The sequence below is a fragment of the Cobetia sp. cqz5-12 genome, assembly GCF_016495405.1.
Lineage (GTDB): Bacteria > Pseudomonadota > Gammaproteobacteria > Pseudomonadales > Halomonadaceae > Cobetia.
This window is the reverse complement of the sequence record NZ_CP044522.1, coordinates 2,823,709-2,839,030: the sequence shown is the minus strand read 5'-3', so window position 1 is coordinate 2,839,030 and position 15,322 is coordinate 2,823,709. Positions and strand designations below refer to the sequence as shown.

At 63.4% G+C, this 15,322-nt stretch carries 14 protein-coding genes; 9 read left to right on the top strand and 5 right to left on the bottom strand.

The annotated features are described in order from the left end of the window. Nucleotide 1: 1 nt before the first annotated feature. Nucleotides 2-583 (bottom strand): electron transport complex subunit RsxA, encoded by a 582-nt coding sequence (gene rsxA / locus F8A90_RS11830; protein ID WP_043334102.1) that lies wholly within the window; start codon nucleotides 581-583, stop codon nucleotides 2-4. A 337-nt stretch (nucleotides 584-920) separates the two neighbouring features. Between rsxA and F8A90_RS11825 the strand changes: the two genes are divergently transcribed. Then, nucleotides 921-1,427 (top strand): DUF3465 domain-containing protein, encoded by a 507-nt coding sequence (locus tag F8A90_RS11825; protein WP_233593305.1) that lies wholly within the window; start codon nucleotides 921-923, stop codon nucleotides 1,425-1,427. A gap of 125 nt (nucleotides 1,428-1,552) precedes the next feature. Here the strand turns inward: F8A90_RS11825 and metG are convergent, their stop codons facing one another. Further along, nucleotides 1,553-3,610: a methionine--tRNA ligase gene (metG, locus tag F8A90_RS11820; protein WP_200017291.1), complete on the bottom strand. Its 2,058-nt coding sequence runs from the start codon at nucleotides 3,608-3,610 to the stop codon at nucleotides 1,553-1,555. Between the two features lie 249 nt (nucleotides 3,611-3,859). On the opposite strand from metG, the gene F8A90_RS11815 reads away from it, so the two are divergent. After that, complete coding sequence (locus tag F8A90_RS11815) at nucleotides 3,860-4,333, top strand: tellurite resistance TerB family protein (protein WP_166018528.1); 474 nt, start codon at nucleotides 3,860-3,862, stop codon at nucleotides 4,331-4,333. A 139-nt stretch (nucleotides 4,334-4,472) separates the two neighbouring features. Here the strand turns inward: F8A90_RS11815 and F8A90_RS11810 are convergent, their stop codons facing one another. Then, a complete protein-coding gene (locus F8A90_RS11810; protein ID WP_200017290.1) occupies nucleotides 4,473-5,150 on the bottom strand; it encodes a cell wall hydrolase in 678 nt (225 codons plus the stop codon). Nucleotides 5,151-5,813: 663 nt separating this feature from the next. Between F8A90_RS11810 and F8A90_RS11805 the strand changes: the two genes are divergently transcribed. From F8A90_RS11805 to F8A90_RS11790, 4 genes are all read left to right on the top strand, one after another. Further along, a complete protein-coding gene (locus tag F8A90_RS11805) occupies nucleotides 5,814-6,527 on the top strand; it encodes an RNA pseudouridine synthase (RefSeq protein ID WP_200017289.1) in 714 nt (237 codons plus the stop codon). 131 nt (nucleotides 6,528-6,658) lie between these two features. Further along, complete coding sequence (gene apbC, locus F8A90_RS11800; protein ID WP_267906767.1) at nucleotides 6,659-7,495, top strand: iron-sulfur cluster carrier protein ApbC; 837 nt, start codon at nucleotides 6,659-6,661, stop codon at nucleotides 7,493-7,495. A gap of 125 nt (nucleotides 7,496-7,620) precedes the next feature. Then, entirely contained in the window at nucleotides 7,621-8,187 is a 567-nt protein-coding gene (gene dcd / locus F8A90_RS11795; RefSeq protein WP_043334107.1) for a dCTP deaminase, read from the top strand. Nucleotides 8,188-8,512: 325 nt separating this feature from the next. Next, the gene (locus F8A90_RS11790) at nucleotides 8,513-10,504 is read left to right on the top strand and encodes an autotransporter outer membrane beta-barrel domain-containing protein (RefSeq protein WP_200017288.1); all 1,992 of its coding nucleotides are present in this window, start codon (nucleotides 8,513-8,515) and stop codon (nucleotides 10,502-10,504) included. A 165-nt stretch (nucleotides 10,505-10,669) separates the two neighbouring features. On the opposite strand, the gene purN is transcribed toward F8A90_RS11790, so the two are convergent. Together purN and purM are read right to left on the bottom strand one after the other, a co-directional pair. Next, nucleotides 10,670-11,446: a phosphoribosylglycinamide formyltransferase gene (gene purN / locus F8A90_RS11785; protein WP_200017287.1), complete on the bottom strand. Its 777-nt coding sequence runs from the start codon at nucleotides 11,444-11,446 to the stop codon at nucleotides 10,670-10,672. Next, nucleotides 11,443-12,525, bottom strand: coding sequence for a phosphoribosylformylglycinamidine cyclo-ligase (gene purM / locus F8A90_RS11780; protein ID WP_054556274.1), 1,083 nt, complete (start codon nucleotides 12,523-12,525; stop codon nucleotides 11,443-11,445). The genes purN and purM overlap by 4 nt, the downstream gene beginning before the upstream one ends. 312 nt (nucleotides 12,526-12,837) lie before the next feature. Between purM and F8A90_RS11775 the strand changes: the two genes are divergently transcribed. The 3 genes from F8A90_RS11775 (at nucleotide 12,838) to F8A90_RS11765 (ending at nucleotide 15,263) form a co-directional block, all read left to right on the top strand. Further along, complete coding sequence (locus F8A90_RS11775) at nucleotides 12,838-13,947, top strand: AI-2E family transporter (protein ID WP_200017286.1); 1,110 nt, start codon at nucleotides 12,838-12,840, stop codon at nucleotides 13,945-13,947. 40 nt (nucleotides 13,948-13,987) lie between these two features. Continuing rightward, complete coding sequence (gene hda, locus F8A90_RS11770; protein WP_043334111.1) at nucleotides 13,988-14,686, top strand: DnaA regulatory inactivator Hda; 699 nt, start codon at nucleotides 13,988-13,990, stop codon at nucleotides 14,684-14,686. Between the two features lie 103 nt (nucleotides 14,687-14,789). After that, a complete protein-coding gene (locus F8A90_RS11765; protein ID WP_200017285.1) occupies nucleotides 14,790-15,263 on the top strand; it encodes a phosphate-starvation-inducible protein PsiE in 474 nt (157 codons plus the stop codon). Nucleotides 15,264-15,322 lie beyond the last annotated feature (59 nt).

Genomic DNA, 15,322 nt, shown 5'->3' with positions numbered 1-15,322 from the left:
GTCAGATCTGCACCAGTCCGGAGAAGCCGAGGAAGGCCAGCGACATCAGGCTGGCGGTGATCATCGCGATGGCCGGGCCCTGGAAGGGGCGCGGCACATCGGCGACGGCCAGACGCTCGCGCATGGCGGCGAACAGTACCAGTACCAGCGAGAAGCCGACGGCCGCGCCGAAGCCGTAGAGCGTGGCTTCCATGAAGCTGGAATTGCGGTTCAGGGTCAGCAGCGCCACGCCAAGCACCGCACAGTTGGTGGTGATCAGCGGCAGGAAGATGCCCAGCACCTGATAGAGCAGCGGGCTGGTCTTCTTGACCACCATCTCGGTGAACTGGACCACCACGGCGATCACCATGATGAAGGCGATGGTTCGCAGGTACTCGAGCCCCAGCGGCGCGAGGATGAAGTGATAGGTCAGGTAGGCGCACATCGACGACAGCGTGAGCACGAAGGTGGTGGCCAGCGACATGCCCATCGCGGATTCCAGCTTGTTGGAGACACCCATGAAGGGGCACAGGCCGAGGAACTGCACCAGCACGAAATTGTTGACCAGGATGGTGCTGATCAGGATAAGAAGGTATTCACTCATCAGGGGCGTCGCTCGGTCAGGGTGTTTCGAAGGCGCTTCCGTGTTCGCGGCATGCTTGAACCGGCACTCGCAGGCGATCAGGGCCATGGCTGCCGCAAGCTGTCAGGAGGCTGCGGGGCAGGGGATCGTCGAGCGCGGCGGTATTATACGCAAGATGCTGCTGGCCGACAGCCTGTAGCGTGGCAAGCCAGGCGGAGTGTTGCCAGCATGAGACGGCTATTGTTTCGTGTTTTGCTTGGTTCTTGAAGTAATAAAGAAGAATTCCTTTATTACTTTTATTGATTGTGACGTGATCAGAGACTTTCACGTCACCCGGAGGTGGCACAAGGAGTGGGATATGCGCAGGACAGGAACACGCGGCCGTCGGCCGTTATGGGTCATCATTCTGGTGGTGGCGATGGCGGGCATCTCGCAGCTGACGGGCAATGGCAACTTCTCGCTTTCCCAGCTGTGGAATGACTTCCAGTCGCCGCAGGCCGAGGCGACGCAGGGGGAAGGTGCCTCCTCGGCGGACGAAAGCCGACTCAAGCGCGCCATCAGTGCGCAGCAGAGTGATGTTCAGGTACGTGGCACGGGGGAGGTGATACGTCTGCTCCGGGATGATCTCAAGGGCAGCCGTCACCAGAAGTTCCTGATTCGGGTCGCGGGTGGCACCACCATTCTGGTGGCGCACAACATCGATCTGGCACCGCGTATCGACAGTCTTCAGGTAGGTGATCGCATCGGCTTCTACGGGGAATACGAGTGGACCGACAAGGGCGGCGTGATCCACTGGACGCACCATGATCCCGGTGGCCGCCATGTGGGTGGCTGGCTGGAGCATGCCGGTCGCCGTTACGAGTAGCCGTTCCGCCGCCCGGATGTGACGCATGTACGACAACGCCCCGCCAGAGAGTCTCTGGCGGGGCGTTGTGCTGAAAGGGCTTCAGCGAGGCTGAATCAGTGCATCATCACTGTATCAACACTGTATCAAGTGACGCGCTGACCCGGCTTGGCGCCGGTGTGCGGCTCCAGCAGGTAGATGCCTTCGTCGTCACCGGCGGCCAGCACCATGCCTTCGGACACGCCGAAGCGCATCTTGCGCGGTGCCAGGTTGGCGACCATCACGGTCAGGCGGCCTTCCAGGGCTTCCGGCGCGTAGGCGGACTTGATGCCGGAGAATACGGTGCGGGTCTCGCCGCCGATATCCAACGTCAGCTTGAGCAGCTTGGCCGCCTTCTCGACGTGCTCCGCCTTGACGATCTTCGCCACACGCAGGTCGGTCTTCATGAAGGTATCGAAGTCGATTTCCTCGGCGATCGGGTCGGCATCGAGCGGACTCGGTGCGGCAGCCGCTTCGGCTTCCGCCTTGGCGGTGCCGTCCTTGATCTTCTGTTCCTCGACCAGCACTTCACGCGAGGCTTCGAGCATCTTGTCGATGCGCTCCGGCTCGACGCGGGTCAGCAGCGGCTTGAACTTGTTGATGGCGTGATCGGTCAGCACGTCTTCACGGCTGGCCCAGTCGAGGCTCTCGAGGTTCAGGAAGTCGCGTGCCTTGTCGGTCAGCTCCGGAATCACCGGCGCCAGATAGACCATCAGCTGGCGGAACAGGTTGATGCCCACGGAGCAGACGTCGAGCACTTCCTGCTCGCGGCCCTCTTCCTTGGCCATCGCCCACGGCGCCTTGTCGGCGATGTAGGTGTTGGCTTCATCGGCCAGTTCCATCACCTTGCGCATGGCGCGAGCGAATTCACGGGCTTCGAAGTCCGCCGCGATGCCTTCGCCAGCGGCGATGAAGCGCTCGACCAGCTCCGGCTCGGCGCAGGTGGCGGACAGCTTGCCGTCGCCGAACTTCTTGACGAAACCGGCACAGCGGCTGGCGATGTTGACCACCTTCCCGACCAGGTCGGAATTCACGCGGGCGGTGAAGTCGTCGAGGTTGAGGTCGAGGTCATCGACGCCGGAGGTCAGCTTGGCGGCGAAGTAGTAGCGCAGGTATTCCGGGTTGAGGAACTGCGCGTAGGTATCGGCCTTGATGAAGGTGCCGCGTGACTTGGACATCTTGGCGCCGTTCACGGTCACGAAACCGTGGCAGTTGACGCCGGTCGGGGTGCGCATGCCGGCACCTTCCAGCATCGCCGGCCAGAACAGGGCGTGGAAGTAGACGATGTCCTTGCCGATGAAGTGATAGACCTCGGCATCGGAATCGGCCTTCCAGTAGCTGTCGAAGTCGATGCCCTGCTTCTCGCACAGGTTCTGGAAGCTGGCGAGGTAGCCGATCGGCGCATCCAGCCACACATAGAAGTACTTGCCCGGCGCGTCGGGAATCTCGAAGCCGAAGTAGGGTGCATCGCGGGAGATGTCCCACTCGGCCAGACCCGCCTCGAACCATTCCTGCAGCTTGTTGGAGATCTGGCTCTGCACGCGGCCGCTCTTGGTCCACTCCTTGAGGAACTCGGCGAAGTTCGGCAGCTTGAAGAAGTAGTGGGTAGAGGTGCGCATTTCCGGCGTGGCACCGGAGATGGCAGAGACCGGATCGATCAGCTCGGCCGGCGTGTAGGCCGCGCCGCAGGCTTCACAGTTGTCGCCGTACTGGTCTTCGGTCTTGCACTTCGGGCAGGTGCCTTTGATGAAGCGGTCGGCCAGGAACAGGCCCTTGACCGGATCGAACATCTGCTCGATATCGCGGGTGGCGATATGGCCGGCATCACGCAGCGCCAGATAGATGCGCTCGCTGTGGGCGCGGTTCTCCGGCGAATGGGTGGAGTGATAGTTGTCGAAGCCGACGCCGAACTTGGCGAAGTCGGCCTGGTGCTCGTCACTCACACGCTGGATCAGCTGCTCGGCGGTGACACCTTCCTGCTCGGCACGCAGCATGATGGCGGTGCCGTGGGCGTCATCGGCGCACACGTAATGGCATTCGTGGCCACGACTTTTCTGGAAGCGTACCCAGATGTCGGTCTGGATGTACTCAAGCAGGTGACCCAGGTGGATCGACCCATTGGCATAGGGCAGGGCACTGGTGACCAGAATCTTGCGCGCTGACATGAGGCCTCGTCTTGACGGTAAAGGGCGCCTGCTGCGTGAAGGGGCAGCGGCTCGCCGGAATGACACGTGATAGGGGCGAACGCGTCGCCCCGTCGGGATGGGCGCTACTATATCGCGAAGGTGCGGGCGGCGCGAAGGGCGCGTCGCGTCACCGGCAACGCGGCCGTGCGCAACTGCGAGGTTGCAACCCGTGCCGCAGCCCTCATGAAGGATTCAAGGACACTACATTTTCCGTTCCTGGAGGTCAGCATGCCAGCTCAGCTATCCGTCGCCGGTCAGATCAATCGTCTCATCCGTCAGGTGATGATGCCCGGCAGCAACGCCCGCCCCAACGATGAACCCGGCCCTGAACTCGCCATGGCCGTGCTGATGTTCGAGGTGGTGCGCGCCGATGACCATCTCGATGTGCGTGAACGTGAAGCCCTGGCGCGCCAGCTGGCCGAGCGCTTCTCGCTGGGGGATGAGGAACTTGCCAGCCTGCTGACCCAGGCGGAGCAGGATGCCGAGCAGGCCACGGATCACTACCGCTTCGTCAAGCAGCTCAACGAGCACATGAGCCTTGAGGAGCGCACCGAACTGATCGGCATGCTCTGGGAGCTGGCCTACGCCGATGGCGAGCTGGACCCTCAGGAGGAGCATCGCATCCGCCGTCTTGCCGGGCTGCTGCATGTCAGCCACAGCGAGTTCATCCGTACCAAGCTGGCGGCCCAGCCGGACAAGTAGGCGACAACCCGCTCTCATGCAGACGCCCCCGCTGCCAATGGCAGCGGGGGCGTCGTGTTTGTGGCTTCTGGTCGCAGGGTTTATGGAGCAAGTGTCGGTTGGCTCTCAACAGCGGTCATCCAGCAGCAGCGACTCGTGCTCAGTTGCGATAGAACAGGTGCTGACCGATACGCGCGGTGCGCACGAAGCGCTTGGCCCAGTAGGGCGTGGCGTAGCGGGCGTGGAAGTAGAGGGCACCGTCGGTGACGTCTTCCAGCTGATGGTTGAGTGCCTGACGTGCCACGTCGCGTGCCTCGGCGTAGGCTTCCGGCTCGCGGATCCTGTCCGAGCGACCGTCACACCACCAGGAGAACTGGCAGCTGCCGCTCTCGCCGCCCTGCTTGACCACGCCGCACAGGCTATCGGGGAAGCGCGGATCGGCGGCGCGGTTGATCACCACATTGACGATGCCCTGCATGCCGCTTCTGCCTTCGCCCTTGGCTTCCCAGTAGGCGGCGCGCGCCAGGCAGGTCAGCGGGTCGTCCACCGGACGTTGGCCATTGGGGTCGATCGCCTTGGCGCCGGCCTTGCTGAGCAGCAGGTTACTGGGCACATCGCTCTCGCCTTGCACCAGCAGACTTTCCAGTCGTTCGGCCTTGACGGCTGCCTTGGCCGCGGTGGTCGGTGCGGCAGGCGCGTCCGAGGCGTGTGGCGCAGAGCAACCCGCGGCCAGCGTCAGGCCGAAGACCAGTACCAGATGACGAAGAGTACGTGCACTGCTGATGGCGTAGCGCCGCGTGTGAGTCAGTGGACGGCGCGATGTGAGGGGTAAACGCATGCAAGATACCTGTGAACGTGGCCTGGGAAGCGCAGCAAGGCGTGATGGCGCGCAGGGTCAATCCGGGTTGATCGCACACCTTTGGCTGGCGAGTCACTGACGGAGACTGAAGCGTTGGCCACCGGCTTCCTCGGTAGCGACAGTCGACGCGCAAGCGCATCAGTTTGCCTGACCCTGACCTTCGATGGTCCAGAGTGAGCTTCAACGCAACTCTGACGCTTTGCCGCGCAAAGGGTTCCGCAAGTGGCATCACGCGGTTGCGTGGCGATGACGCGGGCAATGCAGCATACCTGTCAGCGCATGATCAGGCTTGTCAGAGGCAGTCAGTTGGCTTGCTCCAGCGGGGCAGGTGAGCCGGCGCAGTGGATCAGATGCGCTGGCAGAGAGCGTCAAGGAGCTTGGTGAAAAGCGTCAAAGGCCTTGGTGAAGAGCATCAAAGGACTTGGTGAAAAGCATCCAATGATCTGCTGAAGCAAGCCGCGCCGATTTCCGGCCACGCAGCCTAGCATCTTCAGCGCGTCTCGTCCGTGCCATCCTCGGCGCATGCCGTTATCATGGCGGGCCAGCCTTGATGACCCTGTCAGGCGTCCCACTTCTTTTCTATCTGCGCTTCTGCGTGCTGCTGCTCTGCCTGTTGCCTGCGTCGCTGCCTCGAGAGTCCCCATGACCGAACCCGTCCGTCTTTCCAAGTTTCTGGCCCATCAGCAGGGCATCTCGCGCCGTGAGGCCGAGCATCTCATCGCCAAGGGGGTGGTTCGTGTCGCGGGCGAAATCGTGGAAGCGCCTTTCTTCAAGGTCACCGATGAGGAAGTCACCGTCGATGAAGGTGCCAGCATGGCACCCATCGAGCCGATGACCCTGGTCTGGTATCAGCCGCCGGGCACGCCGCTGCCGGACCCGCTGACCCTGCGTGACGGCGCGCCGCGCAGTGCGCTGGACAACAGTGGTGCCGACTGGCTCAAGGTGCATTTCCTGTCCCAGCAGCCACTGGCCGAGCTCGGCGAGGATGAATCCGGTCTCGCGGTGTGGTCACAGAATCGTGGCGTGATCCGCAAGCTTGGTGATGACCTGGACCAGCTGGAGCAGGAATACGTCGTCGAAGTGGAAGGGACGCTTGGTGACGACGGCCTCAAGCGTATCGGCTTCGCGCTGTGCGCCGACATCCGCGGGCGCAAGCCCAAGGTCAGCATCAGCTGGCAGAGCGACACCCGTCTGCGCATCGCCATGAAGCGAGTGCCGGTGGGCGGTATCCGCGGTGCGGTCGAGGAGCAGGGCCTCAAGGTCATCGAGGTCCGTCGTCTGCGCCTGGGCGCGATTCTGCTGGGCCGCATGGCGCCGGGCGAGTGGCGCTTCCTGCCGGTCGACGTGCGCTTCTGATTGTCCCCGGGGGCATGGTTTCCTTGGACATGGTGCATCGGCTTGGCCCGTATCGCGGTGGCAGGCATACTGTGCCCATCGTGTTCCACGGCTTTTTTCGCTGACAGTTCAGACGCCTGCGCGCCACGTTCATCGCGCCGCGCAGGCCGTCACAGGAGTTTCAAGGTATGGAAGGTATCAAGCACATTGTCGCGGTCGCTTCCGGCAAGGGTGGCGTCGGCAAGTCCACCGTCACCGCCAATCTGGCGCTGGCATTGGCGGCGGAAGGTCTCAAGGTCGGCCTGCTGGACGCCGATATCTACGGCCCGAGTCAGGCGCAGATGTTCGGCGTGCCGACCGGCCAGCGTCCGGAAATGGCCGGTGAGCAGGTCTTCAGCCCCATCGAGGCGCACGGCATCAAGACCATGTCGATGGCTTATCTGGTCGACGTGAAGGACCCGATGGTCTGGCGTGGCCCGATGGTCGCCGGTGCCTTCCAGCAGCTGCTCAACCAGACTGCCTGGGGCGAGCTGGACGTGCTGCTGATCGACATGCCGCCGGGCACCGGTGACATCCAGCTGACCCTGTCACAGAAGGTGCCGGTCTCCGGTGCCGTCATCGTCACCACGCCGCAGGACATCGCGCTGCTGGATGCCCAGAAGGGCATCGAGATGTTCCGCAAGGTCAAGGTGCCGGTGCTGGGCGTGGTCGAGAACATGAGCACCCATACCTGCAGCCAGTGTGGCCACAGTGAAGCGGTCTTCGGTGCCGGTGGCGGTGAGCGTATCGCCGAGGAATACCAGACTCGTCTGCTGGGCCAGCTGCCGCTGACCCTGAGCATTCGCGAGAATGCCGATGGCGGTCGTCCCAGCGTGATCGCGGAGCCGGACGGCGAAGTGGCGAAGTGCTTCCTCTCTATCGCGCGTCAGGTCATCGAGACGCTGGACACCGCCGGCGCGGATGAAGGCCCGAGCATCAGCTTCAGCTGAGCCCGGCGCGACAGGCGCAAGCCGCGCGTCCCGAGGTTTCCAGCGACACAGCGGGCCGGTATCATGCTGGCCCGCGTTTCATGGCGCTCACGCGTCTCTCCCCATCAGTCAGTCAGGTACGCTCGATGAGCATCAAATCCGACAAGTGGATCCGTCGCATGGCCGAAAGCCACGACATGATCGAACCCTTTGAGCCCGATCAGGTGCGCTTTCACGATGAGCGCCGTGTGATTTCCTACGGCACCTCCAGCTACGGCTACGATGTGCGCTGCTCGGATGAGTTCAAGGTCTTCACCAACATCCATTCGGCGACGGTGGACCCCAAGCACTTCGACGAGAAGAGCTTCGTGGACGTGAAGGGCGACTCCTGCGTGATTCCGCCCAACTCCTTCGCGCTGGCCCGTACCATCGAGTACTTCCGCATTCCGCGTAACGTGCTGACCATCTGCCTGGGCAAGTCCACCTACGCGCGTTGCGGCATCATCGTCAACGTGACGCCGCTGGAGCCGGAGTGGGAAGGCCACGTCACCCTCGAGTTCTCCAACACCACCAACCTGCCGGCGCGTATCTACGCCAATGAAGGCGTGGCGCAGATGCTGTTCCTCGAGTCCGATGAAGTCTGCGAGACCAGTTACAAGGATCGCGGCGGCAAGTATCAGGGCCAGCGTGGCGTGACACTGCCGCGTACCTGATACCCCTTGCTGCGCGCCTGGGGACTGCGTTCACGCAAGTGACCTGCGCGCGGCAAGACAAGAGTGTGGAAAGTCAGGAGCGCCTCCTTCGGGAGGCGCTTTTTTGTGCCTGCTCGTGGCGATGTGTGCCGAGCTGTGATGATGGTGACAAGAGAGACGCCGGTGGCAAGTAGCGAGAACGTGACACGTTTGCAAGGCGCTGAGTCTTAGCCGGAAGTTGAACGAAACACGTGATTCAATCACCTGTTTTATTGCCTATGCTTGTCTGCAGGCCACCCCCAGAGTGGCTGCAGGACGGATACCTCCCACAAGCAAGGGGCACGCCATGCCATCGCGTTCACATCGCGCTGTATTTCCTCCGGCCAGCGCCAGCGGTCTGGTCCGACGGTTCACCCTCAGCGGTCTCGCCCTCGCCATCAGCACCACCTTGCTGGCGTCTTCCGCGCAGGCCTATTCCAATCTCTATCTCTTCGGCGATAGCCTGAGCGATTCCGGCCAGTTCCCCGATACCACCCTGGGCGGCCTCAACAGCCTGCGCTTCACCAACCGCAGCGGTCCGGATTACGAGAACTCGGCCTATGGCAGCGTCTCGACCCAGTTGCTGGCCACGGAACTGGGGTTGGCGGCAGAGCCTTCCACCTCGGTGATCTATCAATTGGCCGGCTTCAGTGACGGCACCAACTACGCGGTGGGCGGCTATACCACGGCGCAGATTCTGGCCTCGGTGACAGATGAGGATGGCTCCGAGGTGGTCATCCCCGCGGGCAGCCCGGGCGCCGGTACGGTGCTCAGGGTCGAGGATGGCTATCTGGTCAGCACCGGCGGCAGTGCCGACCCGGACGCCCTCTATTACGTCAATGGCGGTGGCAATGACTTCCTGCAGGGCGTGATCACCTCACCGGCCACGGCGGTCGCCTCCGCCGGCAATCTGGCCTCCGCGGTGGAGGCGCTGGCAGCGGCGGGTGCCACTACCATCATGGTCTCCAACCTGCCGGATGTCGGCAGCACGCCGGCCGGTCAGTCGGCGGGTGCCGCGCAGGCGGCGGGGACCTCCGCGCTGGTAGGCGTCTTCAATGATGCGCTGGGCACGCGACTGGCGGCGCTGGATGGTCAGGTCAACATCATCCGCCTGGATACCGTCGGCATTCTCGAGGAGGTACTGGCATCGCCGGCCGAGTTCGGCTTCGCCAGCGACGTGCCGCTGACCCAGGTGTGCTTCTCCGACAGCTGCAACGTCACGCCCTACGGGCTGGGCGGCGCTGCGGAAGACCCCGACAAGCTGCTGTTCAATGATGGCGTGCACCCGACCACCGCTGGCCAGGAGATTCTGGCCGACTACGCCTATGCGATGCTCGCCGCGCCCTCGGTGCTGGGGCTGGCGCCGCAGCTGGGCACGGGCGCGCTCAATGCCAGTCAGCGCTCGCTCTCCGATGAGCTGCGTCCCGGGGCGCAGCATCCGCACGCGGGAGGGGAGACGAGCGTGCGCGTGTTCGCCATCGGCTCGGCCAGTGGTGGGACGGGGGATGGCGAGACTTCCAGCGGCCAGCAAGGCTTTGACAGCGAACAGCGCGGTACAGGTGTCGGCGTGATGCTGCCGCTGGACAACGCACTCGGCCAGGCCTGGGGCGGTGTTGCGGTCAGTCAGCGCAATGCGGACTTCGATGTCGATGATGGCAGTGAGCTTGAGCTGGAAGGGCAGGTATTCAGCCTGTTCGCCCGTCAGCAGCTGGGCAGGTTTGGCGTCCAGGCGGTGGCCAGCTACGGCGACTTCGATTACGACCTCGACCGCCATGTCGCGCTGGGCCAGTCATCTCGCACCCTGTCAGGTGAGACCGATGGCGATGGCTTCAGCGCCGAGGCGCGTCTCGATTATCGCCTCACCGCCGCCGACTCGCTATGGTACAACGCGCCCTTCGTGGCCTACCGTCACACCGAGTCCGACATCGATGGCTACACCGAATCCGGTTCTGCCGCCAACGCTCTGAGCGTCTCGGATCAGACGCTGCGCGATCGCCGTGTCGAGGCCGGTTTCATGGTCGACCGCGCCATCGCGGAAGGCTTCGGCCTCTACGGTGAGCTGGCCTACGGCAAGCGACTGGATGATGACGCCGACAGCGCCGAGGTGCGACTGGCGAGCCTGCCGACCAATGCCTACCGCGCCGAGGACCTCGATCGCGGCAGCGACAACTATCTGCGTGTCGACGGTGGCTGGCGCATGCAGCTGGGCCGCAATGCCATGCTGCATCTGGGCGCCGGCATCGAGACCTGGGACGAGGTGACGGCGCGCGGGGAGGTGGGGGTGAGTTACACCTTCTGAACGCGAAAGTCGCCGAGAGAGAAGTGAAGCTTTAAAAACAAGAAGACCCCGTGACATCTGCATGTCGCGGGGTCTTCTGTTTCCAGCTCGCTGTCAGCGCGCTATCAACTTGCTATCAGCTTTCTATCAGCTCAGTCGGCCTTGCCAGCAAGGCAGCGTCACTGATCAGTCTTCTTCGCCTTCCGGCAGCTCATCGCTGAGCTCTTCTTCCACATCAGCGTGGGAGAGGCGCAGGCCGCCCACCGGCAGGTTGTGGCCGTCGAGCTTGGCCACTTCCCCGTCGAGCGTCAGGCGGCCTTCGAGGAACCAGCGCACCGCGATCGGGTAGATCAGGTGCTCACGCGTGTGCACGCGCTCCTTGAGGCTGGCTTCGTCATCGCCTTCCAGCACGTTGGCGACCGCCTGGATCGCGACCGGGCCACCGTCAAGCTCCTCGGTGACGAAGTGCACGCTGGCGCCGTGTTCCTTCTCGCCGGCTTCCAGAACCTTGCGATGGGTATCAAGGCCCGGCCAGGCCGGCAGCAGTGACGGATGGATGTTCATCAGTCGGCCGAAGAAGCGCTGCACGAAGATCGGCGACAGGATGCGCATGAAGCCGGCCAGCACGATGAGGTCCGGTTCGTGGCGCTCGATCACCTTGATCAGGGCGCCATCGTAGTGCTCGCGGTTCTCGTACTCATCATGCGGCAGCACCACGGCATCGACGCCGGCTTCGCGCGCACGTACCAGGCCGTAGGCATCGGCCTTGTTGGAGATGACCGCGACCACATCGCCGCCCAGCTCGTCGTGTTCCTGTGCTTCCAGCAGCGCCTGCAGATTGCTGCCGCTGCCGGAAATCAGTACCACGACGCGCGGGCGAACCGGTGCATCGTCTGCCTCGAAACCGTTGCCGAAGCCGCCGAGAGTGTCACCGTTGGAGGCGTTGGTAGTCGGTTCGATCATGCGGACAGATTCTCCAGCTGGACCTGCTCTTCCATGCCGTTGCGGGCGCGGATGCTGCCGAGGGTGAAGACGGTCTCGCCCTGGGCTTCCAGGTGAGCGCGCGCGGCGGTGGCGTCGGACTCAGCGACCACCACGACCATGCCGACACCGCAGTTCAGCACGCGGTGCATCTCGTGTTCTTCGACGTTGCCCTGTTGCTGCAGCCAGTCGAAGACCGCTGGACGCTTCCAGCTGGCGACGTCGATCTCGGCGGTGCAGTCTTCCGGCAGCACGCGCGGGATGTTCTCGAGCAGGCCGCCACCGGTGATGTGGGACATGGCGTGCACGGACAGGCCGCTTTCCTTGAGCAGCGACAGCAGCGGCTTGACGTAGATGCGCGTCGGCGCCATCAGGGCGTCGGCCAGCGGCTGGCCGTCGATTTCCTGCTCGAGCAGGGAGGCATCGGCGACTTCGAGAATCTTGCGGATCAGCGAGTAGCCGTTGGAGTGCGGGCCGGAGGAGGCCAGACCCAGAATCACGTCGCCTGCGCCGACCTTCTTGCCGTCGAGGATCTCGGACTTCTCGACCACACCGACGCAGAAGCCGGCCAGATCGTAGTCACTACCTTCGTACATGCCCGGCATTTCAGCGGTCTCGCCGCCGACCAGCGCGCAGCCGGACTGCAGGCAGCCTTCGCCGATACCGGTGACGACGTCAGCGGCGATGTCGATGTCGAGCTTGCCGGTGGCGTAGTAGTCGAGGAACTGCAGCGGCTCGGCGCCAGCCACCACCAGGTCATTGACGCACATGGCGACCAGATCGATGCCGATGGTGTCGTGACGGTTGAGGTCCATGGCCAGGCGCAGCTTGGTGCCCACGCCATCGGTGCCGGTGACCAGCACGGGCTGGCGGTAGCCTGCCGGCAGTTCGCACAGGGCGCCGAAGCCACCCAGACCACCCATCACTTCCGGGCGGTGAGTGCGCTTGGCGACACCCTTGATGCGTTCGACGAGGGCGTTGCCTGCATCGATATCGACACCTGCATCCTTGTAGCTCAAGGAAGTCTTGCTGGGCGAGGAGTCCTGGGGGCGTTGCGTCATGTGAGGTTCCTGTCGGTGCGGCCTGGGCGGTGAGACACGATCGATCGCGGGAAAAGAAAGGCGGCCATTGTAGCATTGCGCTTCGCAGCTGACACTGTGCCGATTCACAAAACCGCATCAAAATGTGAAAAGTCCGCCACGCCAGTCATGGCAAGCCTTGTCGCACCTTGGGTGGCGCCGGGGAAGGCAATGTCAGACGCGTGAGCGGCGCGTGTCTTGTGGGTGACTCGGCGACAGGCAACAATGGGTGATGCGTGCGCCGTCGGCAGTCAGCCGTCACGAGTACCCCACGGCTTGTCTCAAGGAGTGAAGATGCAGCGTAAATGGTGGTTGCTGGCCGCAGGTGTGGCCTTCCTCGGCCTGTTGGTGATGCTCGAACCGATCCTGATGCCGTTTTTCATCGGCATGATTCTCGCCTATCTGGGTGACCCGCTGGCCGATTGGCTGGAAGACAAGGGCCTGTCGCGCCATCTGGCGGTCACGCTGGTGTTCAGCGTGCTCTCGCTGGTGCTGTTGATCGCGCTGCTGGTGCTGGTGCCGCTGCTCGGGCGTCAGCTGGCGCAGTTGATCAGCTTTATGCCGATGGTCTTCAACTGGATACGCGAGACGATATTGCCGGAGGTACAGGCGTTCACCGGGCTGGATTTCAGTGCCGACTTCGATCAGGTCCGCTCGCTGCTGCTGGGCAACTGGAAAGAGACCGGCACCTTCGCTGCAGCGCTTCTGGGCACCGTCTCCAAGTCCGGGCTGGCGATGGCCATCTGGCTGGGCAATCTGGCGCTGATTCCGGTCGTCACCTTCTATCTGCTGCTGGACTGGGACCGCATGAAGGAGAAGCTGCAGGGCCTGCTGCCGCGGCATATGGAGCCCACCGCCACGCGTCTGGCGCATGACTGTGATGAGGTGCTGGGTGCCTTCCTGCGCGGGCAGCTGCTGGTGATGCTGAGTCTGGGCATCGTCTACGCCATCGGCCTGGCGATCATCGGGCTCAAGTTCGCGCTGTTGATCGGCCTGGTGGCGGGGCTTGCCAGTATCGTGCCTTACCTGGGCGTCATCGTCGGGATCCTGATCGCGGCCACGGTGGCCTTCTTCCAGTTCGGCGAGTGGTGGGCACTGCTGGCGGTCGGCGGAGTCTTCGCGCTCGGTCAGCTGCTGGAAGGCGTGGTGTTGCAGCCGCTGCTGCTGGGCGACAAGATCGGCCTGCATCCGGTCGCGGTCATCTTCGCGGTGATGGCGGGCGGCCAGCTGTTCGGCTTTACCGGCATTCTGCTTGCTCTGCCGGTGGCGGCCGTGATCATGGTGCTCTTGCGTTATCTGCATGATCGCTATAAAAACAGTACTTTATATGACCAACAGCGTGATTCTCGCCCCGCGGTGGCTGCCGATCAGCCAGCACCGCCGGCGGCAGAGGATACCCAGTGATCGAGAGACGAGATCACGGCAACAACAATCAGCATGACGGATGGCAATGACTCAGGGACAGATGGCACTCGGCGTCGGGGTACGTGACGCCGCGACCTTCGACAACTACCACTTCACCTCGACCTCGCTGGCGGAGGCCCTCAAGGGCCAACTTGCCGACGGCGGGGAGCCCTTCGTCTATCTGTGGGGCGGCGAGCAGAGTGGGCGTAGCCACCTGTTGCAGGCGGCCTGCCATCTGGCGGGCGAGCAGGGCAAGCGTGCCTTCTATCTGCCGCTCAATGAGCTGGGCCATTTCCCGCCGCACATGCTCGAAGGGCTGGACGAGATGGACCTGGTCGCCATCGATGATCTGGATGTGGTGATCGGTCGCCAGCGTTGGGAAGAGGCGCTGTTCCACCTCTACAACCGCCTGCGCGATGGCGGGCGGCATCTGCTGGTCAGCGCCAGCTGCGCACCGCGTCTGCTGCCTGTCATCCTGCCGGATCTCGCCTCGCGCCTCTCCTGGGGCGTCACCTTCCATCTCTCGGGGCTGGATGATGCCCAGCGCCTCGAAGCGCTCAAATTGCGTGCACGTGACCACGGCCTTGCACTGCCCGACGAAGTCGCCCGCTACATTCTGCATCGCGGGCCGCGTAGCCTGCCGGGCCTGTTCGCGGCGATGAGCGAACTCGACAACGCCTCGCTCTCCGCCCAGCGCAAGCTGACCATTCCCTTCGTCAAGCAGACGCTCGGCTGGTAGGGCAGCGCCTGCGCGGGCCCAGTGGCCCAATCTTGCCTTCATCACGACCGCGGCACCGATATTGCAGTCTCTTTCTCATCATCTCTGTCTGAGGACACGCGGCATGAACAGGCTAGACAAGTATCGGGAGCGCATGCACAAGCAAGCCAACTCGATCGGCAACTTCCTGGTCGAAGGCTTTCACTATCTCGGCCTGTTCGCCATCGGCGGCGCGATTGCCATCGCCTCGGTATCGGCCTTCTTCGAGATGTTCGCCAAGGGCTCGGCCAGTGTCGATGACATCCTGCTGCTGTTCATCTATCTCGAACTCGGCGCGATGGTCGGTATCTACTTCAAGACCAACCACCTGCCGATCCGCTTTCTGCTCTACATCGCCATCACCGCGCTGACGCGCTACCTCATCGGCGATGTCTCCCACCATAAGGCCCCCGATATCGGCCTGCTCTACCTCTGCGGCGGCATCTTCTTCCTCGCCCTCTCGGTACTCGCCGTGCGCTTCGCCTCCTACAAATACCCCTCCAGCCGCGCCATGGACCCGATGGGCGGCACGGTAGGGGACGAGGACTTGACGCGATAAACCCGTGTTTCAGTAGCATCGGAAGACCAAAAAGGCCGCGATTGATCGCGGCCTTTTTG